General features: G+C 68.7%; 23 protein-coding genes. 7 read left to right on the top strand and 16 right to left on the bottom strand.

The window, feature by feature from the left end; all coding sequences use genetic code 11:
- Positions 1–25: 25 nt before the first annotated feature.
- The 7 genes from JC881_RS17525 to JC881_RS17555 all read right to left on the bottom strand — a co-directional run bounded on the left by JC881_RS17525 (position 26) and on the right by JC881_RS17555 (position 5,733).
- Positions 26–520 carry a pentapeptide repeat-containing protein gene (locus JC881_RS17525; protein WP_198786989.1) on the bottom strand — a complete coding sequence of 165 codons (495 nt, stop codon included), beginning with the start codon at positions 518–520 and terminating at the stop codon, positions 26–28.
- 237 nt (positions 521–757) lie between these two features.
- Positions 758–979 carry a hypothetical protein gene (locus JC881_RS17530; RefSeq protein ID WP_198786990.1) on the bottom strand — a complete coding sequence of 74 codons (222 nt, stop codon included), beginning with the start codon at positions 977–979 and terminating at the stop codon, positions 758–760.
- A gap of 33 nt (positions 980–1,012) precedes the next feature.
- Positions 1,013–1,696 carry an ABC-type transport auxiliary lipoprotein family protein gene (locus JC881_RS17535; RefSeq protein WP_198786991.1) on the bottom strand — a complete coding sequence of 228 codons (684 nt, stop codon included), beginning with the start codon at positions 1,694–1,696 and terminating at the stop codon, positions 1,013–1,015.
- Between the two features lie 15 nt (positions 1,697–1,711).
- Positions 1,712–2,668: an MlaD family protein gene (locus tag JC881_RS17540; protein WP_198786992.1), complete on the bottom strand. Its 957-nt coding sequence runs from the start codon at positions 2,666–2,668 to the stop codon at positions 1,712–1,714.
- Between the two features lie 9 nt (positions 2,669–2,677).
- Positions 2,678–3,526, bottom strand: a complete 849-nt coding sequence (locus JC881_RS17545) for an ABC transporter ATP-binding protein (protein WP_198786993.1) — start codon at positions 3,524–3,526, stop codon at positions 2,678–2,680.
- Positions 3,523–4,689, bottom strand: a complete 1,167-nt coding sequence (locus tag JC881_RS17550) for an MlaE family ABC transporter permease (RefSeq protein WP_198786994.1) — start codon at positions 4,687–4,689, stop codon at positions 3,523–3,525. Before JC881_RS17550 ends, JC881_RS17545 begins: the two co-directional genes overlap by 4 nt.
- A gap of 135 nt (positions 4,690–4,824) precedes the next feature.
- Positions 4,825–5,733 carry a LysR family transcriptional regulator gene (locus JC881_RS17555; protein ID WP_198786995.1) on the bottom strand — a complete coding sequence of 303 codons (909 nt, stop codon included), beginning with the start codon at positions 5,731–5,733 and terminating at the stop codon, positions 4,825–4,827.
- Positions 5,734–5,819: 86 nt separating this feature from the next.
- Between JC881_RS17555 and JC881_RS17560 the strand changes: the two genes are divergently transcribed.
- Both JC881_RS17560 and JC881_RS17565 read left to right on the top strand, forming a co-directional pair.
- Positions 5,820–6,455 (top strand): hypothetical protein, encoded by a 636-nt coding sequence (locus JC881_RS17560; protein ID WP_198786996.1) that lies wholly within the window; start codon positions 5,820–5,822, stop codon positions 6,453–6,455.
- Between the two features lie 70 nt (positions 6,456–6,525).
- Positions 6,526–8,160, top strand: coding sequence for a GMC family oxidoreductase (locus JC881_RS17565; protein WP_198786997.1), 1,635 nt, complete (start codon positions 6,526–6,528; stop codon positions 8,158–8,160).
- A 124-nt stretch (positions 8,161–8,284) separates the two neighbouring features.
- Here the strand turns inward: JC881_RS17565 and tetR are convergent, their stop codons facing one another.
- A complete protein-coding gene (tetR, locus tag JC881_RS17570; protein WP_198786998.1) occupies positions 8,285–8,959 on the bottom strand; it encodes a tetracycline resistance transcriptional repressor TetR in 675 nt (224 codons plus the stop codon).
- Between the two features lie 92 nt (positions 8,960–9,051).
- On the opposite strand from tetR, the gene tet reads away from it, so the two are divergent.
- Positions 9,052–10,269, top strand: coding sequence for a Tet(A)/Tet(B)/Tet(C) family tetracycline efflux MFS transporter (tet, locus tag JC881_RS17575; protein ID WP_198786999.1), 1,218 nt, complete (start codon positions 9,052–9,054; stop codon positions 10,267–10,269).
- 123 nt (positions 10,270–10,392) lie between these two features.
- Here tet and JC881_RS17580 read toward each other — a convergent pair whose 3' ends face one another.
- Genes JC881_RS17580 through JC881_RS17610 form a run of 7 tightly spaced genes read right to left on the bottom strand, consistent with a single transcriptional unit; the run spans position 10,393 to position 17,119 of the window.
- The gene (locus tag JC881_RS17580; protein WP_198787000.1) at positions 10,393–11,460 is read right to left on the bottom strand and encodes an ABC transporter substrate-binding protein; all 1,068 of its coding nucleotides are present in this window, start codon (positions 11,458–11,460) and stop codon (positions 10,393–10,395) included.
- Positions 11,461–11,484: 24 nt separating this feature from the next.
- The gene (locus JC881_RS17585) at positions 11,485–12,684 is read right to left on the bottom strand and encodes an NAD(P)/FAD-dependent oxidoreductase (protein WP_198787001.1); all 1,200 of its coding nucleotides are present in this window, start codon (positions 12,682–12,684) and stop codon (positions 11,485–11,487) included.
- Entirely contained in the window at positions 12,681–14,090 is a 1,410-nt protein-coding gene (locus JC881_RS17590; protein WP_198787002.1) for an FAD/NAD(P)-dependent oxidoreductase, read from the bottom strand. The genes JC881_RS17585 and JC881_RS17590 overlap by 4 nt, the downstream gene beginning before the upstream one ends.
- A complete protein-coding gene (locus tag JC881_RS17595; RefSeq protein WP_198787003.1) occupies positions 14,087–14,392 on the bottom strand; it encodes a (2Fe-2S)-binding protein in 306 nt (101 codons plus the stop codon). Before JC881_RS17595 ends, JC881_RS17590 begins: the two co-directional genes overlap by 4 nt.
- Positions 14,393–15,187, bottom strand: a complete 795-nt coding sequence (locus JC881_RS17600; RefSeq protein WP_198787004.1) for an ABC transporter permease — start codon at positions 15,185–15,187, stop codon at positions 14,393–14,395.
- A gap of 4 nt (positions 15,188–15,191) precedes the next feature.
- Positions 15,192–16,052: an ABC transporter permease gene (locus JC881_RS17605; protein ID WP_198787005.1), complete on the bottom strand. Its 861-nt coding sequence runs from the start codon at positions 16,050–16,052 to the stop codon at positions 15,192–15,194.
- Positions 16,049–17,119 (bottom strand): ABC transporter ATP-binding protein, encoded by a 1,071-nt coding sequence (locus tag JC881_RS17610; protein WP_198787006.1) that lies wholly within the window; start codon positions 17,117–17,119, stop codon positions 16,049–16,051. Before JC881_RS17610 ends, JC881_RS17605 begins: the two co-directional genes overlap by 4 nt.
- A 206-nt stretch (positions 17,120–17,325) precedes the next feature.
- Between JC881_RS17610 and JC881_RS17615 the strand changes: the two genes are divergently transcribed.
- Complete coding sequence (locus JC881_RS17615; protein ID WP_198787007.1) at positions 17,326–18,204, top strand: IclR family transcriptional regulator; 879 nt, start codon at positions 17,326–17,328, stop codon at positions 18,202–18,204.
- On the opposite strand, the gene JC881_RS17620 is transcribed toward JC881_RS17615, so the two are convergent.
- Positions 18,205–18,705 (bottom strand): hypothetical protein, encoded by a 501-nt coding sequence (locus tag JC881_RS17620; protein WP_198787008.1) that lies wholly within the window; start codon positions 18,703–18,705, stop codon positions 18,205–18,207. It lies immediately after the preceding gene.
- 267 nt (positions 18,706–18,972) lie between these two features.
- Between JC881_RS17620 and amaB the strand changes: the two genes are divergently transcribed.
- The 3 genes from amaB to JC881_RS17635 all read left to right on the top strand — a co-directional run bounded on the left by amaB (position 18,973) and on the right by JC881_RS17635 (position 22,734).
- On the top strand, positions 18,973–20,511 hold the full coding sequence (amaB, locus tag JC881_RS17625; protein ID WP_198787009.1) for an L-piperidine-6-carboxylate dehydrogenase: 1,539 nt from the start codon (positions 18,973–18,975) through the stop codon (positions 20,509–20,511).
- A gap of 97 nt (positions 20,512–20,608) precedes the next feature.
- A complete protein-coding gene (locus JC881_RS17630) occupies positions 20,609–21,520 on the top strand; it encodes an amino acid ABC transporter substrate-binding protein (protein ID WP_443083356.1) in 912 nt (303 codons plus the stop codon).
- Complete coding sequence (locus JC881_RS17635; RefSeq protein ID WP_198787011.1) at positions 21,517–22,734, top strand: pyridoxal phosphate-dependent aminotransferase; 1,218 nt, start codon at positions 21,517–21,519, stop codon at positions 22,732–22,734. Before JC881_RS17630 ends, JC881_RS17635 begins: the two co-directional genes overlap by 4 nt.
- Positions 22,735–22,747: the final 13 nt, after the last annotated feature.

Raw genomic sequence — 22,747 nt, forward strand, 5'->3', positions numbered from 1 at the left:
CTTCGCGCGCCTTCAGCCCCTTCAGTCAGTTGATGCGCGCGTTGGTGAGCTGCATGTCCTCGAACTGGCTGCCGGTGAAGTCGACCTGTTCGCCCTGCAGGTCGGTGGCGTTCACTTGCCGGCCCCTGCAGTCGAGCAGCTTCACCTGCGACCAGTGGCTCGCGTCGAAATTCAGTGCGGTCCAGTTGCATCGGGTGAAGGTGCAGTGGCTGAGCGTGCTGGCTTTCAGGAGCGATGCATCGAAGGTGCAGCCCACGAAGGCGCAGCCGCTGATGCTGATTCGCTGCATGTCGCACTGGCTGAATGTGCAGGCGCTGAACTGGCACGAAGTCAAGGCAGCATCCAGGAAAGTGGTCGATGTGAAGCTGCTGCCGCTGAACGTGCTGGACGCGAAGGTGATCAGGTTGAGATCGAGGCCGGCATAGGCATTGCCGTCGCTCTCGCCTGCAAGGCCCGCCGGCGCGCCCCCGATGCCTTTGCGCCATTTGTCGTGGTTCTGGATGATCTGAAGGGCGCTCATGCGGTGGCCCTTCCGTGTGCAACCGACGGCATCACCGTGGTGCTGGTTGCGATGGTGCGCGCTCGCGCGGCATGGAATGCGGACATGTGTTCCTCCCGTGAACCCGCTCCCGTGGATCGGGAGTCGCGGCGGATTATGGGAGGGCGCTCGCGGCGAAAAAACGCGGGAAATGATCCGGCAACCATTGCGCCACGCGCGGCGTGACGTATTGCCTGGGGCTCGCGGTGCGCTGGGCGCTCAGCCCTTCTTGCCGCCCAGCAGCACCAGCGCGCCGCCCACCACGATGGCGGCCACGCCGGCCCAGGCGGGGAAGTTGACGGTCTGCTTTTCCTTCACCGAGAACTCCAGCGGCCCGAGCTTGGCCTGATGGGTTTCCTTGGTGAAGCTGAAGCTGCCCATGCCCAGCGCGGCGATGCCCGCCACGATCAACAGGATGCCGACGATGCGTGTCGCGTTCATGGGGCGGGTCTCCTCGTGTGTGGGTGCCGCAGCTTACTGCCGCGGCTGGCGCTGCAGCGCATCCATCCACTGCGTGACCTCGGCCACGGCCGCATCGCTGGCGGCCGCGAGCGCCTTCACGCCGCCGGGCGCGTCGGCGCTCGGCGCGGGGCGGCGCACGGTGATGGTCTTCTGGCCCAGCACCCGGTCGCCGCCGGTGGTGCCGCGGATCAGCGTGGCGCGCAGCCGCACGAGGCCCACGCTCGCCGTGGGCGAATCGAAGTAGTGGCTGAATTCGTCCAGCGAAATGCGCAACGTGTCGGGCACCTCGCCCTTGCTGCGGGCGATGGTTGCGCTCTCTTCCGGGCCGAGCACCATGCGGCGCTCGGCGAGGCTGTCGCGCAGCCGCTGGCGCAGCAGTTGCGCGGGCGGCTGGCTCCAGCGCGACTGGCCGTAGGGGCGCAGCTCGTTGACGTCCGCGTAGCCCAGGCGGTAGAGGATCTGCGTGCCGTCCAGGCGCGTGTTGCTCTCGAACTCGGCCAGCGCCAATGTCGGCAGCGCCGCGGCAGTGGGCGCGGCGGCCGGCGCCGTGGCCGCAGCGGCCGCCGTGGCGGTGAGCCCGGGGCCGAAGTCGTACAGCGTCGCGCGCGCGGGCTTGTCGGGCAGCGCGCCGCAGCCGGCGACCAGCAGCGCCATGCCTGCGAAGGCAGCGGCAAGGGAATGGGTGGTTGTCTTCATGCTCATCACCTTCGATCAAGGACGCGCGGCCGGCGCGGAGAAACCCGGCTCGCCCGGCCCTGCCGCGGCGCCGCCGTTGCCGAACAGGAGCGACTGCGGGTTGTCGTTGATGCTGTCCGCCGCGCGGCCGAGGCGCCGCACGGCGTGCGAGGTGTCGTCGGCCACGCGGTTCACGCGCGGCAGCGTCGCCGCGTTGAACGAGTCGACCGCCTGCGCGAGCGCCTTGGTGCCGTCGCTCAGCCGCTCGACCGGGCCGTCGGGCGCGTTCAGCCGGCCCACGGTGGTGTTGAAGTTGTTGGCCACGCGCGAGACGTCGCTGGCGGCCTTCTTCACCGTGCCCAGCGTGTCGGGCAGCTTCTCCAGCGCCGGGTTCAGGCCCGTCTTCACGGTGTTGTCCAGCGTCTTGAGCAGCGTGTTGGCGCTCGCCGAGGCGGCGGCGATGTTCTCCAGCGCATCGGCCGCGCGCTTCTGGTTCGGGTCGCTGAGCAGCTGGTTGGCGCGCTTGGTCACTTCCTCGACCTGGTTGATGATGGCTTCGCCGCGGTCCTGCAGCTGCGCGAGCATCGAGGGCTTGAGCGGAATGCGCGGCGGCTCGTCGTCGTTGGGCTTGAGCGCGACCTGCGATTCGCCCTTGTCGTCCAGCGCGATGAAGGCCAGGCCCGTCACGCCCTGGTAGCTCAGCGTGGCGAAGCTGGAGGTGGTGAGCGGCACGCGCTCGTCCACCGTGATGCGCACGCGCACGTTGCCTTTGACCTTGGGGTCGAAGTCGATCGACGCCACCTTGCCCACCGCGATGCCGCGGTAGCGCACCATGGCCTGCGGCTGCAGGCCGCTGACCGCGTCGCGGGTGGACAGCTCGTAGACGTTGCGCACGGTGTTGTCGCGCGTGAACCAGATCACCAGAGCGACGAGCACGGCCAGGAGGCCGAGCACGAAGGCGCCGGCGGCGAGGGCATGGGCCTTGTTTTCCATGGTGGCTACCTACCTTTCGGCGCGCGCGGCTTCGGGCCGCGGCGCATGTTGTTCTGTGGCTGGCTTGTCATGCAGCGCCTCCAGGGCGCGCTGGCCGCGCCCCCCTAGAAAGTATTCGTGGATGAACGGATGCGGGTAGGCGATGACCTCGCGCGCCGTGCCGCTCACGATGACCTTCTGGTCGGCCAGCACCGCGATGCGGGTGCTCAGGTCGAACAGCGTGTCCAGGTCGTGCGTGACCATCACCACCGTGAGGCCGAGTTCCCGGTGCAGGCCGCGCAGGAGATTGCAGAAGCTGTCGGAGGCCTCGGGGTCCAGGCCCGCGGTGGGTTCGTCGAGCAGGAGCAGCGGCGGGTCCATGATGAGCGCGCGCGCCAGCGCCACGCGCTTGATCATGCCGCCCGAGAGGTCCGACGGGCTCTTGTTCGCATGCTGCGGCTCCAGGCCCACCATCTGCAGCTTCACGAGCGCCGCGTGGCGGATCAGCTCGTCGGGCAGGAGCTTGAGCTCGCGCAGCGGAAAGGCGATGTTCTCCAGCACGCTGAAGGCCGAGAACAGCGCGCCGTGCTGGAACAGCATGCCCACGTTGGCCGCGCCCGAGGCGCTGAGCTCGCCCGGCTGCTGGCCCAGCACCTCGACCACGCCCTGCGTCGGCTTCTCCAGCCCGAGGATCTGGCGCAGGAGCACCGTCTTGCCGGTGCCCGAGCCGCCCACCAGCGAGAGCACCTCGCCGCGGTCGATGTGCATGTCCAGGTTGCGGTGCACCACCTGCTCGCCGTCGGCGCTCTTGAACACCGTCCAGAGCTTGCGGATGTCGACCACGGTCGGGTCATCGCGGGTGTTCGTCGCGGCGTTCATCCGCGGAACCCTATGCCCTTGAAGAGCACCGCGAAGAGCGCGTCCACCAGGATCACCGCGGTGATCGATGTCACCACCGAGGAGGTGGTGCCGCGCCCGAGGCTCTCGGTGTTGGGCTTGACCTTCATGCCGAAGTAGCAGCCGATCAGCGCGATCAAAATGCCGAACACCGCCGACTTGGCCATCGCGAGCCAGAGGTTCGAAATCGGCACCGCGCGCGGCAGTGCCGAGAGAAAGTACGCCGGCGAAATATCGAGCGCCGCATCGGCCGCGAGCATGCCGCCCAGCAGCGCCGCCATCGAGGTCCACAGGCTGATGAGCGGCATCGCGATCGCCAGCGCCAGCACGCGCGGCATCACCAGGCGAAAGCCGTGCGGAATGCCCATGACGCGCATTGCGTCGAGCTCCTCGGTCACCCGCATCACGCCGATCTGCGCGGTGATGGCCGAGCCCGAGCGCCCGGCAATGAGCACCGCGGCCAGCACCGGCCCGAGTTCGCGCACCAGCGAGAGCCCCAGGATGTTGACCACGAAGGCCTCGGCCCCGTAGTTGCGCAGCTGCTGCGAGATCAGGTAGGCCAGCACCACGCCGATCAGAAGGCCCACCAGCGCCGTGATGTGCAGCGCCGTCGCGCCGAACTGGTAGAGGTGCCCCGAGAAATCGCGCCACGGCGCGCGGTGCGGCGCGCGGATGAGCGTGCCGACGTCGATCGCGAGCTGGCCGATCAGCCCGATGAAATCGCGCGCCACGTACATCGCGCGCGGCCCGTTGTGCGAGAAGGTGCGGATGCGGTCGGCCAGCGTCTTGGGCGGCTCGTCCGGCGTGGCGACGGTGTACTGCGCCACCTGGTCGAGCACCGCCTTGTGCTGCGCTTCCATCTCCAGCGTGGCGGGCCATTCGTGGCGCCAGTGCTCCCACAGGAGCTGCGCGCCGATGTGGTCGAGCTGCTCGATCGGGCGCAGGTCCCACGCGCGATCGTCCGCGGGCGGCGCGGCTTCCAGGCTTTTGGAGAGCGCCTGCCAGGCGGGAAACGACGACATGCCCAGCGCGGTCCAGCGGCCGCTGGCCACGGTCCAGGAGCGGCCGTCCTGCTCCTGCTGCGCGACACGCGGCAACGCGCTGTCGGCGGCTCGGGCGTCGGCAGTCGGGGTGGCGGAAGGCATGGGACGGATGAGCAGGAAAGTAAACAAAAAACCGGGTTCGGGGGATGCGCGCATCGTAACCGGGTGCATCCGGCACCCATGTGCTCCAGACCCCTCATTCACGTAGGGCGGCACCCCGTTTTCTTCAGTTTTTCTTCAGCTCCAGGCCTTGCCCAGCGCGTCCCAGGCGCTGGCGATCACCGGCTCGTCGCGCCGCGATGCCAGCGAGACGAAATTCAGCGCGCAGTCCAGCTGCACCCGGTCGGCCATCGCGAGGCCATGGGCCTGGCATTCGCGGATCGCGATCGAGTCGCGCACGAGGCTCAGGCCAATGCCCGACTTCAAGAGGTCGAGCATCGACGCCTCCTGGTCGACCAGCGCCACGCGCCGCGGCGAAAGGCCCAGCGGCGCGAACACGCGCTCCAGCAGCCGGTGGTGCGCCGACTCGGGCGGCGTCCCGAGCCAGGGCAGCGCGGCCAGCGCCTTCCAGTCGCGGCCCTGCACCTGCGGGCCCCAGCCGGCGGGCGCGACCACGCGGTAGGTGAAGCGGGTGAGGGTGCGGACCGCGAGCGCAGCCGGTGTGGGGCTCGAAGCGTCTTCGCCGGGATCGAGGTGAAACCCCACGTCCAGGTCCCCGCGCAGCACCTGCGCGAGCACGCTGCCGCTCATGCCGTGGCGCAGCTCGGTCTCGATCTGCGGCGCGGCCTCGACGAGCTCCCGCAGGAACACGCCCAGCCGGGTGAATTCCGGATCGAGGATCGTGCCGATGCGCAGCGCCCCGCGCACCGTGCCCTGGAGCTTGCGCGCGGCCTGCTGCAGATCGCCCACGGCGGCCAGCACCCGCTCGGCCTGCGGCAGCATCGCCGCGCCGTCGGCCGTGAGCGCCAGGCCGTGCGGCGTGCGCGTGAAGAGCGCGAGCCCGGTTTCCTCGGCCAGGCGCTTGAGCTGCAGGCTCACCGCGGGCTGCGTGAGGTGCAGCCGCTCGGCGGCGCGCGAGACGCTGCCTTCCTTCGCCGCGAGAACGAAGGCGCGCAAAATCTGCAGATCGATGGCGGCGGCAGTCATATAAGACCGATTTATAAGCCAATGGCGCCGAAATCATTGGCCTTTCATTCGGAGCGCGGGCTAAATCCTGGTCTGAAGCCCTCATCATGTCCATGAATACTGGAAATATCGACGCACCCGAACCGATCGCCGGCCGCACCGGTCTTGCGGGCGGCATCGAGTCGTTCACGCTCGACCGCCAGCGCTTCTATTTCGGCTACGACCACAAGCAAGGGCGGGTGCTGTCGCCGGCGATCGACGACGCCGCGGCGATGGCGCGCTTCGCCAGCCGCCACATGCAGGCGATTTTTCCCGGGCGCCTGTTCGGGTTGCTCGGCAAGACGGGACCGAAGGACGAGGCCTTCTGGGCGGAGTTGGTGACGTGGTCCGAGAACGCCTCCGACCTGCGACCGGACCCGCTCGACCGCGCGCTGACTCGCATTCGGCTCGTCGCGGGCGTGTCGAAGCTCGCGCTGGCGATTAGGGAGAACCGCGTCGTGTACGAGTTCGCGCTCGACATGCTGCCGTGCGACCTGCTCGTGGCTGCGGGAGACGGCATGCCGCCACCAGCCGATGGCCAGGAAGACATCGAGGCACAGATCGCCATCGTCTCGGGCGACACACCCCTGCCGCCGGGCCGCGAGGTCGCCGACGTGGCACGCGCGCTGCAGGCCCGGCTGAACGCACTGGTACAAGGGGCGCACGGCAATTGGGCGGAGATGTTCCCGATGCTGGAGTCCTGAGCGGCGCGCATGGCGGCCGACCGCAACAAGAGATCGATGACCGTGCAACCCTGAGCAACCAACAAGAACCATGCGAGACAACGACAACACCTTCGACTACATCATCATCGGCGCCGGCACGGCGGGCTCGCTGATCGCCAACCGCCTGAGCGCGGACAAGACCAAGCGCGTGCTGCTCATCGAGGCCGGCCGCAAGGACGACTACCACTGGATCCACATTCCGGTCGGTTATCTCTACTGCATCGGCAACCCGCGCACCGACTGGCTCTACAACACCGAGCCCGACGCGGGCCTCAACGGCCGGGCGCTGCGCTATCCGCGTGGCAAGACGCTGGGCGGGTGCTCCAGCATCAACGGGATGATCTACATGCGCGGCCAGTCGCGCGACTACGACCAGTGGGCCGACCTCACCGGCGACGACAGCTGGCGCTGGCAGAACGTGCTGCCGGCGTTCAAGAAGCACGAGGACTTCTACCTGGGCGCCGACGAGCTGCACGGCGCCGGCGGCGAATGGCGCGTGGAGAAGCAGCGCCTGCGCTGGGACATCCTCGATGCGTTCGCCGAAGCCGCGGTCGAGGCCGGCGTGCCGCACACCACCGACTTCAACCGCGGCAGCAACGAAGGCGTGGGCTACTTCCAGGTCAACCAGAAGAACGGCTGGCGCTGGAACACGGCCAAGGCGTTCCTCAGGCCCACCTGCTACGGCCGGCCCAACTTCGAGCTGTGGACGGGCGCGCAGGTCTCGCGCCTCCTCTTCGAGAAAAACGAAGACGGCACGCAGCGCTGCACCGGCGCCGAGGTGTGGAACGGCAGCGAGATGAGCACCGCGCGCGCCGAGCGCGAAGTGATCCTCTCCGCGGGCGCCATCGGCTCGCCGCAGATCCTGCAGCTCTCGGGCGTCGGTCCGGCAGAGCTCTTGCGCCAGCACGGCATCGACGTGGTGCTCGATGCGCCCGGCGTCGGCGCCAACCTGCAGGACCATCTGCAGATCCGCGCGGTCTACAAGATCGACGGCGCGCCCACGCTCAACGTGCTCGCCTCGTCGATGGTCGGCAAGGCGAAGATCGGCCTGGAATACCTCTTGAAGCGCAGCGGCCCGATGAGCATGGCGCCCTCGCAGCTGGGCGCCTTCACGCGCAGCTCCGAGGCCTACGAGTGGCCGAACCTCGAATACCACGTGCAGCCGCTTTCGCTCGATGCCTTCGGCGATCCGCTGCACAGCTTTCCGGCCTTCACCGCGAGCGTGTGCAACCTCAACCCGACGAGCCGGGGCTCGGTGCGCATCAAGAGCAGGCGCTTCGAGGACGCACCGGCCATCGCGCCCAACTACCTCAGCACCGACGAAGACCGCAAGGTGGCCGCCGATTCGCTGCGCGTGACGCGCCGCATCGCCTCGCAGCCCGCGCTCGCCAAGTACAAGCCCGAGGAGTGGAAGCCCGGCGTGCAGTACCAGAGCGACGAAGACCTCGCGCGCCTGGCCGGCGACATTGCCACCACCATCTTCCATCCGGTGGGCACCACCAAGATGGGCGCCGACGGGGATGCGATGGCGGTGCTCGATGCGAAGCTGCGCGTGCGCGGCATCCAGGGCCTGCGCGTGGTGGATGCGGGCGCGATGCCGACCATCACGAGCGGCAACACCAACAGCCCCACGTTGATGATGGCCGAGAAGGCCGCGGGCTGGATCGTCGAAGCCAACCGCTGAATCAAGTTGCGCTTGAGAAAATAAATCCGTTCACGCTGAGCTTGTCGAAGCGCCGCGCAAGGCTTCGACAAGCTCAGCCCGAACGGCTCTTGTTGATCAAAGCGAGGTCGTGTGAAAGGCCGTCTCAGCGGCGCGGTGTCGGCTTGCGCCGCGTGGCTTTGGGCTCCTTGCCCTCTTCGGTTTTCTTGTTCCCAAGGCGCGCCTTCGCGCCTTCGATCATGAACTCCACGCCGATGTCGAACATCGCATCGGGCCCGGCCTTGCGGTAGCTGGCAAACGCCTCGGCCAGCAGGGGCCGCGATGCCGCGGCGGCATCGAGCGTCTGCTGGCGCGCTGGCGCGTCGTCGGGCGCGGCCTGCTCTTCCAGCACGCAGCCCACGGTGTAGCGGCCGAGCGCGATCATCAGCGCCATCGCATCTGTCGCCGGCATGCCGCGGCTGACCACGGCTGCAAGCTGGGCCTCCACCATTTCCAGGTCGCCGGGATCGGGCTCCGTGCCCGCATGCAGGCGCGCACCGTCGCGCCGTGCCAGCAGCGCACGGCGAAAGCTGCGCGCGTTCTCGCGCAGGAACTCTCCCCATGACTCGCCTTCCAGCGGCAGCCGGCGCTCGTGCGCGCGGCGCAGGATCTCGCCGCTCATCGCGTCGAGCAGCGCGCGCTTGTTCTTGAAATGCCAGTACAGCGCGGGCTGCTGCACGCCCAGGCGCTCGGCCAGGAGCCGCGTGCTGAGCTTGTCCATGCCGACCTCGTCGAGCAGCGCGAGCGCCGCCTCGAGGATCGTTTCGCTATCCAGTTTCATGCCGATGTCCGTGCCTGTGATCCAAGCCTGTTTCCGGACCGATGGTACGGGGACTTCCCAGCCAGGAATTTATCGATGATAATTCCTTATCAATGATAAATTCCAACACATCTTCTTCGGTTGCCGCCGCGGGCAGCCGCCACGCGCAGGGGGTGATCCTGGCGATCGTCACGCTCGACGCCATCGGCATCAGCCTGGTCATGCCCATCCTGCCGAGCCTGCTGCGCGAGGTCGGCCACACGGGCGACCTCGGCTGGCACTTCGGCGCCTTTCTCTCGCTCTACGCGCTGATGCAATTCCTCTGCGCGCCCGTGCTCGGCGCGCTCAGCGACCGCTTCGGACGGCGGCCCGTGCTGCTGGTCTCGGTGGCCGGCGCGGCGATCGATGCGCTCTTCATGGCCTTCGCGCCCTCGCTGTGGATGCTGTTCGTGGGCCGCGCGATCGCGGGCATGACCGGCGCGAGCATGGCGGTGGCCTCGGCGGCCATCGCCGACCTCACGCCCGAGCACCAGCGCGCGCGCTGGTTCGGCCGCATGGGCGCGTGCTTCGGTTTGGGCTTCATCGCCGGACCGGCGATCGGCGGCGTGCTCGGCGACCACGGCGTGCGGCTGCCGTTCGTGGCGGCCGCGGTGCTCAACGGCATCACCTTTCTCGTCGGCCTGCTGGTGCTGCGCGAGTCGCGTCCGCCCGCGCTCGCGTCCAAGCCCTTCGACCGCGGCGTGCTGCATCCGCTCGCGCCGCTGCGCTGGGCCGCAGGCTTTCCCGCGCTGCTGCCGATCCTCGGTGTCTTCCTGGTGCTCGTGCTGGTGGGCGAAGTGGCCGGCACGACCTGGGTGATCCACGGCGAAGACCGCTACGCCTGGAGCGGCACCACGGTCGGCCTCTCGCTCGCGGGCTTCGGCCTGATCCATGCGCTGGTGCAGGGCGTCCTGGCGGGCCCGCTGGTCGAGCGCTGGGGCGAGCGCGCGGCGATCGCGGTCGGCACGCTCTCGGACTGCACGGCCTACGCGTTGATCGCCTTCGCCTCGCAGGGCTGGATGGCGCTCGCGCTGCTGCCGTTCCTGTGCATGGGCGGCGTCGGCCAGCCCGCGCTGCAGGCGATGCTCTCGCGGCGCGTGGGCGAGGCCGACCAGGGGCGGCTGCAAGGCGTGCTCGCGAGCATCTCCAGCCTGGCCTCGGTGGTCGGCCCGCTCATGATCAGCTCGCTCTACTTCGCGTTCCGCGTGCGCTTCCCGGGCATCGTGTGGTTGGTTGGCGCCGTGCTCTACCTGCTGTGTCTGCCGGTGCTGATGCGAAAGACGAAGGCCTAACCACCTAACCGCCCGCCCCGCCCCTTCGAGAACACCGAGGAACCGGCTTTGCCGGGCCTCAGGTGTTGCCCCCGGTAGGGGGTTGGCGAAGCGACACGAAGTGCGCGAAGACTGGGGGCGAGCCTATTTCTCAATCGTCTTGTTCCAGCGCGAGTTCCATGCGGGCCGGTTCGCGTTGATGCTCTCCCAGTCGATGGTGATCGCAGTCTTCATCCATTTGTTGATGTCCGCCACCTGCGTCGCGCCTTCGCCCACGGCCGGCGCCTTCGGGTTGGTCGGGATCTGCGCGCCGTACTGGAGCACGTTGGCCTGCGCGAGCGGGCTGAGCAAGAACTCGGCGAGCTTCTGCGAGAGCTCGGGCTCGCTGTTGTTGGCGATCACGCACTGGCCCACCATCAGCACCACCGCGCCTTCCTTGGGCGGCGCGTACTCCACCGGAATGCCCTTGGTCTTGAGCGCGGCCACGGCCGTGGGCGTGAGCGGGAAGATGGCCGCCTCGCCGGTCTGCACCATCTCCGAGAGCTTGGCCGAACTGGGGATGTACTCCAGCACGTTGGGGCCGACGGTGGTGGGCCAGGCCTTGAAGCCGGGCTCCACGTTCTTGTCGTTGCCGCCCTGGATGCGGTTGAACATCAAGAAGCCGTGCAGCCCGAACGACGAGGACGACATCGACTGGAACACCACCTTGCCCTTGAACTTCGGGTCGGCCAGGTCCATCCACGAGGTGGGCGCGGCCCAGCCCTTTTCCTTGAACATCTTGGCGTTGTAGGCGAGACCCGTCATGCCCAGGCTCACGCCGCTGGCCATGTCGTCCTTGAAGCGCGCGGCCGGGTAGATCTCGGCGAGCGACGGGTTGGGCTTTTGCTTCTGGCACAGGCCCATGCCGATGGCGCGCACCATGATGCCGTCGTCCAGGAACATCACGTGCATCTGCGGGCGGTCCTTGTTGGCCTGCGCCTTCGCGAGGATGTCCGACGAGGTGCCCGGCACCACCACCACCTTCGCGCCGTACAGCTTCTCGAAGGCCGGGAACACGTACTGCGTGTACGCCTTCTCCATGGTGCCGCCGTTCATGCCGATGTAGAGCGTCTTGGTCTGCGCGCTGGCCGCGCCGGTGGCCGCGAGCAAGGACACCGCCGCCGCCCCGAGCAGGGTCCGGCGAAGGGAAAAGGTCTTCTGGGAACAGGACATGGTGCGGGACATGGTGGTTGCCTTTCAGGGGAGGGTGGGGACGGAAGTGGAACTGGAGACGGACGAGGAAGGGCTTTGTTCTTCGTCCGCGCCTTCTCCCTCTTCGTCGGGAAAGGAGCGGTCGACCGCGAACGCATCGATCGGCGTGCTGCTGCGGCCATCGCGCACCAGCTCGGCCAGCACCTCGCCCGCGGCGGGGCCGATCTGGAAGCCCGCGCCCGAGAAGCCGAAGCCATGAAAGAGGCCGGGCGTCGTGCGGCTGGGCCCGAGCACCGGCTGGCGGTCGGGCATGTTGCCCTCGGTGCCGCTCCAGGTGCGGATGAAATGCGCATGGCGCAGCGCGGGCAGCAGCTCGATGGCCTGCATTGCGAGCGTGGCGATGGCGTCGCGGTCGACGCGGGCGCGGTCGGCATCGAGCGCATAGCCCCGGCCGCCGCCGAGCACGAGGTTGCCGCGCGCCACCTGCCGGCCGTAGATGCCACCGCCCTCGACACCGAGGCTCCAGTCCATGAAGTGCGGCATCGGCTCGGTCACCGCCATCACGGGATGGCTCGCGCGCAGCGGAACGATCTCGCCGAATTGGGCGGCGAACGGCGCGGCCCACGCGCCCGCGCAGTTGAGCAGCACCGGCGCATGCACCTGGAGCGCATTGCCCGAGCGCAGCATGAACATCGCGCCGTCGTGCGCCACTTCGTCGACCGGGTGGCGCTCGAAGATCTGCGCGCCCGCGCGCTGCGCCGCGAGCGCGAACGCGGGCGACACGAGGCGTGGATTGGCCTGCCCGTCTTCCACGCACAGCGAGCCGCCGACCGCGCGCGGGCCGAGCCAAGGGCAGCGCTCGCGCAGGCGCGCCGCGGAGATCAGTTCGAGCCCGAGGTCGAAATCGAGGCTCTGTGCGCGGTAGCGTTCGAGCGAGGCCATGTCCGATTCGCTGCGCGCGATCTTGAAATGGCCCGAGCGCAGGTACTCGCCGTCGGTGCCGAGCAGCGAGGGCAGGCGGCCCCATATCTGGTGCGCGCGCTGCGCGAGCGGCAGCTGGCTCAGCGGCCGCCCCTGGCGCCGCACGCCGCCGAAGTTCACGCCGCTAGAGCGCGAGCCGCAGAGGTCGCGCTCCAGCAGCGCCACGCCGATGCCCATGTGCCGCAGCGCGAGCGCGGCCGACGAGCCGACGATGCCGCCGCCGACGATGGCCACATCGGTGCGCAGGGTGCGGAGCGAACTCATGCGCCGGCTCCTTCGGCCGATGCATGCACGGCGAGATGGATCGGAATCGGCTTGATCGGCGCCTGCCCGCGCAGCCGGCCCACCTGCTGCAGCGGCTGGCCCGTCGCATGCGCGAGGATCTCTGCCGCTGCCACGCCGCACATGCGTCCCTGGCAACGGCCCATGCCGACGCGCGACAGCGCCTTGAGGCGGTTCATCTCGTCGGCGCCGTTGGAAGAGACCGTCTGGCGCAGCGTGCCGGCGGTGACGTTCTCGCAGCGGCAGACGACGAGGTCGTCGGGCGCGTTCGCGGCCCAGTCCTGCGGCAGCGGGAAGGCGCGTTCCAGTCCGCGGCGAAAGCCCGTCAATCCTTCGAGCTTGCGTTCGAGCGCTTCGGCGCGCGCGGCATCGACGGCCACACCGCGATCTGCGAGCAGCGCGAGCGCGGCGCGTTCGCCTGCCCACTCGGCCGCATCGGCGCCCATGATGCCGGCGCCATCGCCCGCGAGGTACACGCCGGGGGCGCTCGCGCGGCCCGCCGCATCGCGCATCGGCAGGTGGGCGCGGTGCATCGGCGCGAACTCGAAGCGGCAGCCGAGCAGGTCCGCGAGTTGCGTCTCCGAGCGCAGCGCGTAGCCGAAGCCGACGGCGTCGCAGTCGAGCGTGCGCTCCTCGCGGCCGTCGTGCCACGCGACGCCGGTGACGCGGCGCGCATCGGCGTCGCCGGTCACGCGCAACGGACGCACGCCGCCGTGCAGCGGCACGCCGTGCGCGCGCAGCCACGCGACGAAATACACGCCCTTCGCGAACACGGCGGGTTGGCGCAGCATCGCGGGCGTCGCGGCGATCTGGTCCGAGAGGCGCGCGGTGTCGAGCACGGCCGCGACCTTCGCGCCGGCCTTCGCATACTGGTAGGCCACGAGGTACAGCAGCGGCCCCGTGCCCATGAACACCACGCGTTGCCCGATCGCGCAGCCCTGGAACTTGAGCGCGACCTGCGCGCCGCCGAGCGTGTAGACGCCGGGCAGCGTCCAGCCCGGCACGGGCAGCACGCGGTCGGTCGCGCCCGTCGCGACGATCAACGCGCCATGCGGCACGCGCGTCGTGGTGCGCGTGGGGTTGTGCAGCACGTCGAGCACGCCGGCCTGCGCGTTCCACACGAGGCTGTCGGGGCGGTAGTCGATGCGATCGCGCAATGCATCGAAGGCGGCATGCACCGCGTTCGCGCGCGAGGCTTCGAAGCCGTAGAGCGTGGCCGCGGTGCGCTGGATGAAGTTGGCGGGCGGGCGGCGGTAGATCTGTCCACCGGCACGGGCGGCCTCGTCGATCACGAGGGGGCGCAAGCCGTGCGCGACCAACGCTTGTGCTGCGCGCACGCCGGCCGGTCCGGCGCCGACAATCACGGGTTGAAGTTCTGCATTCGTCATGCGCCGCTCCGCCCGGTCACGAGCGCCATGCCCGGCGCGATGAAGGTGGAGCAGGCGCGCAGGCGCTCGCCTTCGGCGGTCGCGATCCAGCAGTCCTGGCAGGCGCCCATCATGCAGAAGCCGGCGCGCGGCGTGTCGCTGAATTCGTTGCGACGAAGTTGACTGCCCTGCGTGAGCACGGCCGTGAGCACCGTGTCGCCGGCGAGCGCCGAAGCGGGCTCGCCATCGAGCGTGAAGGCCACGGCCGCGCGGCCGGTCTCGGCCACGCGATGCAGCAGCGCGTGCGATGCGGTCGATGCCATCTACTTGCGCCCCACCAGCACGCGGTCCAGCCCGTAGAGCCGGTCCAGGATCACCATCGCGATGGCGGTCACCGCCACCATCAGCGCCGAGACCGCCGCCATCAGCGGATCGATCGACTCGGTCGCATACATGTACATGCGCACCGGCAGCGTCACCGTGCTCGGCGAGGTCACGAAGATCGACATCGTCACTTCGTCGAAGCTGTTGATGAAGGCCAGCATCCAGCCGCCCGTGACGCCCGGCAGGATCATCGGCAGCGTGATGCGCCGGAACACCGTCGCCTGGCTCGCGCCGAGCGAGAGCGCGGCCTGCTCCGCGCTGCGGTCGAAACCCACGAGCGCGGCCACCACGAGCCGCAGCGTGTAGGGCGTGACGATGAGCGCATGCGCCATCACCAGCCAGCCGAAACTGCCCGTGCCGCCCACCAGCGCGAACAGGCGCAAGAGCGCCACGCCCAGCACCAGGTGCGGAATGATCAGCGGCGAGAGAAAGAGGCCGTTGAGGAAATCGCGCCCCGGGAATTCATAGCGCGTGATCGCCATGCCGGCCGGCACCGCCAGCAGCGTGGCGATGGTGGCCGAGGCCAGCGCGAGCCACAGGCTGTTCCAGAACGACTGCATGAAGTCGGGGTGCGCGAACACCGCGGCGAACCAGCGCAGCGAGAAGCTGGTGGTCGGAATCGTCAGCGTGTTCTCGGGCGTGAAGGCGACGATGCACACCACCAGCAGCGGTGCCAGCATGAAGGTGATGACGAGCGCGTTGAACGCGAGGGCGATGGGGCCGTTCTTGCTCATGCGGTCAGCCCAGCGCTTTCTTGTAGCGGCCTTCGACGAGGCGGTTGTAGCTCAGCATCACGATCAAATTCGCGGCGAGCAGCGTGAGTGCGATGGCTGCGCCGAGCGGCCAGTTCAGTTCGCTCAGGTACTCGTCGTAGACCACCGTCGCGACCATCTTCAAACGACGCCCACCGAGCAGCCCCGGAATCGCGAACGAACTCGCGGCGAGGCCGAAGACGATCAGGCTGCCCGAGAGAATGCCGGGCATCACCTGCGGCAGCACGATGCGGCGCAGCGTGGTGAAGGGCGAGGCCTTGAGCGAGAGCGCCGCGTTCTCGACACCGGGGTCCAGCTTCTGCAGCGAAGTCCACACCGGAATGACCATGAACGGCAGCATCACGTGCACCAGCGCGACGATCACCGCGATCTCGGTGTAGAGCATCTTCACCGGCCCGATGCCCACGAGGCCCAGCAGCGAATTCACCGCGCCCTCGGGCCCGAGCAGCATGCTCCAGCCGAAGGCGCGCACCACCACCGACACGAGCAGCGGCGCGAGCACCACCAACAAGAGGATCGAGCGCCACGGGTTGCGCATGCGGCTGAGCACATAGGCCTCGGGCGCGCCGATGACCACGCAGATCAGCGTGACCAGCGCCGAGATCCAGAAGGTGCGCCAGAAGATGCCGTGGTAGTACGAGTCGGTGAACACCTGCGCGTAGTGCGCGAGCGTGAATTCGCCGGCCTTCGGGCCGGTGGCCGGGTCGTACACGTTGAACGACAGCACGGCGGTGAGCAGCAGCGGCACCAGCAGCAGCGCGGTGAAGAGCAGCAGCGCGGGGCCCGAGAGCCACCAGGGCGCCGCCTTGTTCCGGATGCCGCTCATGCCGCGCCCGCCTCCTCGGCCGGCAAGAGGCGCGTGCAGTGCGCGGGCCAGTCGATGCCGACGGCATTGCCTTCGTCGAGCGCATCGCGGCCGTCGTTGGGGCTCAGCACCATGAGGTCGCCGGCGGGCGTGGCGATGCGGTAGAGCCACTGGCTGCCGAGGAAGAAGCGCTCCTGCACCGTGCCGTCGAGCCGGCCGCGGCCCGCGGTAACGAGCTGGAGCTTTTCGGGCCGCACGCTCATGAGCACCGCGGCGCCGGCCTTGAAGCCGTCTTCGTCGACCTGCACCGCGAGCGGGCCGACCTCGACGTTGCAGCTGCCGGTGCTGCAGGTCGTCACGCGTCCGTTCAGGAGGTTCGCCTTGCCCACGAAGGTGGAGATGAAGCGCGTGCTCGGGTGTTCGTACACGCGGTGCGGATGGTCGATCTGCGTGGCGCAGCCGCCTTCCATCACCACCACGCGGTCGCTGATCGACATGGCTTCGCTCTGATCGTGCGTGACCATCACCGTGGTGGTGCCGACCTTGCGCTGGATCTGGCGCAGCTCGAACTGCATCTCCTCGCGCAGCTTGGCGTCCAGGTTGGAGAGCGGCTCATCGAGCAGCAGCACCGGCGGCTCGATCACCAGCGCGCGGGCGAGCGCCACGCGCTGGCGCTGGCCGCCCGAGAGCTCGCGCGGGTAGCGCGTGGCGTGCGGCTCCAGATGCACCAGCGCGAGCGCCTGCTTCACGCGTTCGGCGCGCTCGGCCTTGGGCATCTTGCGCATCTCCAGGCCGAAGCTCACGTTGTCGGTCACCGTCATGTGCGGAAAGAGCGCGTAGCTCTGGAACACGATCCCGAGGCCCCGGGTGTTGGCCTTGGCGTTGGTGATGTCCTTGCCCGCGAGTTCGATGCGGCCGCTGGAGACCGCCTCGAAGCCCGCGATCATCTGCAGCGTCGTGGTCTTGCCGCAGCCCGAGGGGCCGAGCAGCGAGACGAACTCGCCCTTTTCGACGGTGAGGTTCATCGCCGACACCGCGCGGGTGCTGCCGTAGAACTTGGTCACGTCGGTAAGCCGTAGGAATGACATGGAAGCGCCTTTCGTGGGGGACCCAAAGATGGCGTGCGACACCTTGGTGCAGGCCATGGACCGCTGAGTACTTTCAATTCACTCTATTGCAACGATTGCGCCAGAACGCCTCGGGTATTCCATTAATCAGAATCTTTCTCTGATTTATTCCATTCATTGGAATATAAAACCTAAAATCAATGCAGAAAATTCCACAGGAGCAAGGTATGGAAACCCCTTCGGAGGCCGCTTCGGCGTCGACCGCATCCAGCGGCGGCGTGCCGCGCGTCTTTTCGGTGATCCGCGCGCTCGGCGCGGTGCAGGCCGAAGGCGGCCGCGTGACGCAGATCGCACGCTCGGTGGGCCTCACGCAAGCCACCACGCACCGTTTGCTGCAGGCGCTGATGGCCGAGGGCATGGTCGAGCAGGACGAGCGCACCAAGCTCTACCGCCTGGGCATCGATTTCTTCGCGCTCGCGGCCAACGCCGGCAACCCCGGCGACCTGCGCGCGATCTGCCGGCCGGTGCTGCTGCGCCTGTGCGCGAGCCTGGGCGACAGCATCTTTCTCCTGGTGCGGAGCGGCTTCGACGCGGTGTGCCTGGACCGCAGCGAAGGGCCGTTTCCGATCCGCTCGTTCACCGGCGACATCGGCGGGCGCATCGCGCTCGGCGTGGGGCAGGGGGCGCTCGCGATCCTGGCGTTTTTGCCGGAGGCGGAGCGCGAAGAAGTGATCCGCTTCAATCTTTCGCGGGTGCGCGAGTACGGCGTGTACGACGAGGTCTATCTGCGCACCGAGATCGAGCGCGTGCGGCAGGCCGGCTACGCGGGGCGCAACACCGGGCTGCTCGAAGGCATGGCGGGTGTGGCGGTGCCGATCCTGGACCGTGAAGGGCGCGCGGTGGCTGCGCTGAGCGTGGGCACGATCGCCGACCGTCTCAACGTGGACCGCATGCCGACGGTGGTCGAGTTGCTCAAGCGGGAAGCGGCGGCCATCGGGCCGAAGATCAACCCGTTCGACGCGACGCTCAGGCGGCCGGCGCAGAGCCTCGCGGGCTCACCGGCAGGCCAGAAGATCTCGCTGCCCGACGCGCCCGCACCGGGCTGATCACTTCAGCTTGCGGTCTTCGCTCTTGGCCTCTTCCATCGCCTCGGGCTCCAGCTCCTCGGCGTAGCGGTTCAGGCGGATGAAGATTCCCCAGCCCGCCATCAGCAGACCGACGGCGCCCAGCATCGCGGCGGCGTGCAGCATCAGCTCGGGCGCCTCGCGCGCCTTGAAGGTGGCGACCAGCCCTTCGACCGCGACGGCCACCACGATCACCACCATGAAGCGCGAGAGGAAGCGGCGCACGCGGGTCGGTGCGCCGATGTGCGCATCGCGCACCACTTCTTCCTCGAGCACGGTCTGCGAGATCTGCAGCGCCACCACGCCGGCCGCAAGCAGGCCCACCGCTTCGATGATCGCCTCGGCGGCCGGCAGGTCCAGGCCGTGCATGACCGCGCCCCAGCCCGCGCGCGCCGCGATCACGACCAGGACGATCGAGGCCACCGCGAAAGCGAGCGCCATCAGCGCATGGATCGCGGCGTAGAGGGAGTGGATGAGCTTCATGGCGCGTCCGGGGCGGGAAGTGAAGGTGCGGAATCTTCGGCGCCCACGGCAGCGTCGTGCGTAGGCGCGCAGCCCGACGCGCGGGGAGCGGACGCCGAGTTCATTCCGCAAACGCATCAAGTCCTTCCAATTTTTCACTATGCAACGGCGCGGGATTCGCACATATTGGCCCGGTTCCGCCGTTCCTCGCCGTTCCTCGCCGTTCCTCGCCGTTCCTCGCCGTTCCATTTCTTCTCTCTTCTTCTCTTCCTCCACCCCGGAGCGTCCATGTCAGAAGCCCAGACCCTTGTTTCCCTCCCCACCGAAGTCGAACAACTGCTGCAGCGCCTGGGCGTGCCCCGTGCCGCCCACACCGGCGGCGAGCTCGTGGTGCGCTCGCCGGTCAGCGGCGAGGTGATTGCACAGGTGCCGCAGACCACGGTCGCGGAGGCCACCGGCGCCATCGGCCGCGCGCACGAAGCCTTCAAGGCCTGGCGCAACGTGCCGGCGCCGCGCCGCGGCGAGCTGGTGCGCCTGCTGGGCGAAGAGCTGCGCGCCGCCAAGCGCGACCTCGGGCGCCTCGTCACGCTGGAGGCCGGCAAGATTCCGTCCGAAGGCGCGGGCGAGGTGCAGGAGATGATCGACATCTGCGACTTCGCGGTCGGCCTCTCGCGCCAGCTCTACGGCCTCACGCTGGCCACCGAGCGCGCCGAGCACCGGATGATGGAAACCTGGCATCCGCTGGGCGTGTGCGGCGTGATCTCGGCCTTCAATTTCCCCGTGGCCGTGTGGTCGTGGAACGCGGCGCTCGCGCTGGTGTGCGGCGACTCGGTGGTGTGGAAGCCGTCCGAAAAAACACCGCTCACCGCACTGGCCGTGCACGCCATCGCGCAGCGCGCCATCGAGCGTTTCGGCGATGCGCCCGAAGGCCTGCTGGGCTTGCTGCTGGGCCAGCGCGACATCGGCGAAGTGCTGGTGGACGACCACCGCGTGCCGATCCTCTCGGCCACCGGTTCCACGGCGATGGGCCGGCAGGTCGGGCCCAAGCTCGCTGCGCGCTTTGCCCGCGCCATTCTTGAACTGGGCGGCAACAACGCCGCCATCGTCACGCCCTCGGCCGACCTGGATCTCACGCTGCGCGGCATCGCGTTCTCGGCGATGGGCACCGCCGGCCAGCGCTGCACCACGCTGCGGCGCCTGTTCGTGCACGACAGCGTGTACGACCAGCTGGTGCCCAAGCTCGCGAAGGTCTACGGCAATGTGCAGGTGGGCGATCCGCGCGAGGCCGGCACGCTGGTCGGTCCGCTGATCGACCGCGCGGCCTTCGACGGCATGCAGAAGGCCCTGGGCGAAAGCCGCGAACTCGGCGCCAAGGTGCACGGCGGCCAGCGCGTGGACGGCATCGGCACGCAGGAGGCCTACTACGTGCGCCCCGCGCTGGTGGAGCTGAAGTCGCACGACGGCCCGGTGCTGCGCGAGACCTTCGCGCCCATCCTCTACGTGGTGCGCTACAGCACGCTGGATGAAGCCATCGAATGGCACAACGCCGTCGGTGCGGGCCTGTCGTCGTCGATCTTCACGCTCAACGTGCGCGAGGCCGAGCGCTTCATGTCCAGCGCGGGTTCGGACTGCGGCATCGCCAACGTCAACATCGGCCCGAGCGGTGCCGAGATCGGCGGTGCCTTCGGCGGCGAAAAGGAAACCGGCGGCGGGCGCGAAGCGGGCTCGGACAGCTGGAAGGCGTACATGCGCCGCGCGACCAACACCATCAATTACTCGACGGCATTGCCCTTGGCCCAGGGCGTGACCTTCGATATCGGCGACTGATCGGCCCCGGCCTGTTGGTCTTGCCGCGCAGCACTTGGCTGCAGCGGCAAGGCGGCGGCCGCGCGCATCCAAGAAAAACTACCAGGAGACAGAGAAGATGAAAAAGCAAATGAAGAAGACCCTCGCCACCGCAGCGCTGCTCGCGCTCGCCTTCGGCACCACCGCCACCGCGCAGCAGGCGCCCACGGGCGGCACGCTCGACAAGATCAAGGCGAGCGGCAAGGTCGTGCTCGGCGTGCGCGAAGCCTCGCCGCCGATGGCCTACATGCTGGGCGCGGGCGAGAAGTACGTGGGCTACCACGTCGAGCTCTGCGAGCGTGTGCTGAAAGACATCACGCCCAACGCCAAGCTCGAATACATGGCCGTGACCGCGCAGAACACCATCCCGCTGGTGCAGAACGGCACGCTCGATATCGGCTGCGGCCCCACCACCAACAACACCGCGCGCCAGCAGCAGGTGGCCTTCGCGCTCACGACGTATGTGAGCGAAGTGCGCATGGCCACCAAGGTCGATTCGGGCATCACCACGCTGGACCAGCTCGCGGGCCGCAACGTGTCGGCATCGACCGGCACCACCGCCGTGCAGTTGCTGCGCAAGCGCGAGCGCGCGCAGAACGTCTCGTACAACACGATGCTCGGCAAGGACCACCTGGAGAGCTTCCTGCTCATGGAGTCGGGCCGCGCCGATGCCTTCGTGCTCGACGACAACCTGCTCGCCGGCATCATCGCGAACTCCAAGAACCCGGCGGCCTACCGCATCGTGGGCGACGCGCTGGGCTCGGAGCCGATCGCGCTCCTGTTCCGCAAGGACGATCCGGCCTTCAAGACCGCGGTGGACGAGTCGCTGCGCAAGCTCATGAAGAGCGGCGAGCTCGAGAAGATCTACACCAAGTGGTTCGTGGCCGCGATTCCGCCGAAGAACACGAGCCTCAATCTGCCGATGAGCCCGGCCCTGAAGCAACTGCTGCTCGAACCCAACGACAAGCCATTGGAAGCCTACGCGAAGTGACAGACGCCGCCGTGTTCTCGCCGGCGCAACGCGTGCGCGCCATCCATGTCTCGGAGATCCTGCGCATCACCGACCATGCGCAGGCGCTCAAGCGCGCCGGCCGCCCGGTGATCGTGCTGGGCGCGGGCGAGCCCGACTTCGACACGCCCGAGAACATCCGGCATGCGGCCTCGCAGGCCATTGCGCGCGGCGACACGCGCTACACGGTGCTCGACGGCAGCCCGGCGATGAAGGCGGCGGTGCAGCTCAAATTCAAGCGCGACAACGCGCTCGAATTCGCGCTCGACGAGATCAGCGTGAGCGCGGGCGCCAAGCAGGTGATCTTCAATGCGCTGATGGCGAGCCTCGATCCGGGCGACGAAGTGATCCTGCCCGCGCCGTACTGGACCTCGTACGCGGACATCGTGCAGATCTGCGGCGGCGTGCCGGTGTCGGTGGCGTGCGGCGAGGAGAACGGCTTTCGGCTGACCGCGGCGCAGCTGCAGGCGGCCATCACGCCGCGCACGCGCTGGCTGTTTCTCAACTCGCCCTCGAACCCGAGCGGCGCGGCCTACAGCGCCGAGCAGCTCAAGCCGATCACCGACGTGCTGCTCGATCACCCGGGCGTCTGGGTGCTGGCGGACGACATCTACGAACACATCCTCTACGACGGCCTCGCCTTCGCGACGCCGGTGGCGGTCGAGCCGCGCCTGTGCGAACGCACGCTCACGGTGAACGGCGTGTCCAAGGCCTATGCGATGACCGGCTGGCGCGTGGGCTACGGCGCCGGGCCGCGCGCATTGATCGCGGCGATGGCCGTGGTGCAGAGCCAGTCGACCTCGTGCCCGTCGTCGGTGAGCCAGGCCGCGGCGATCGAGGCGCTCACCGGACCGCAGGGCATCGTGGCAGAGCGCTGCGCATCGTTTCAACAGCGCCGCGACTTCGTCGTGGCCGCACTCAACCGCACGCCGGGCCTGCATTGCCGCGTGCCCGAGGGTGCCTTCTACACATTCGCGAGCTGTGCCGGCGTGCTCGGCAAACGCACCGCTGGCGGCGCGCTGCTGCAGACCGACAGCGACTTCTGCCGCTACCTGCTGCAGGACTTCGACGTGGCCGTGGTGCCGGGCAGCGTGTTCGGGCTCGCGCCGTATTTCCGCATCTCGTATGCGACGTCGATGGCGCAGCTGGAAGAGGCCTGTGCGCGGATCGCCGCTGCCTGCGCCGCGCTCTCCTGAACATCTTCATTCC

It is taken from the genome of Variovorax sp. IB41 (genome assembly GCF_016405905.1).
In the GTDB taxonomy this organism is placed as follows: Bacteria; Pseudomonadota; Gammaproteobacteria; order Burkholderiales; family Burkholderiaceae_C; genus Variovorax.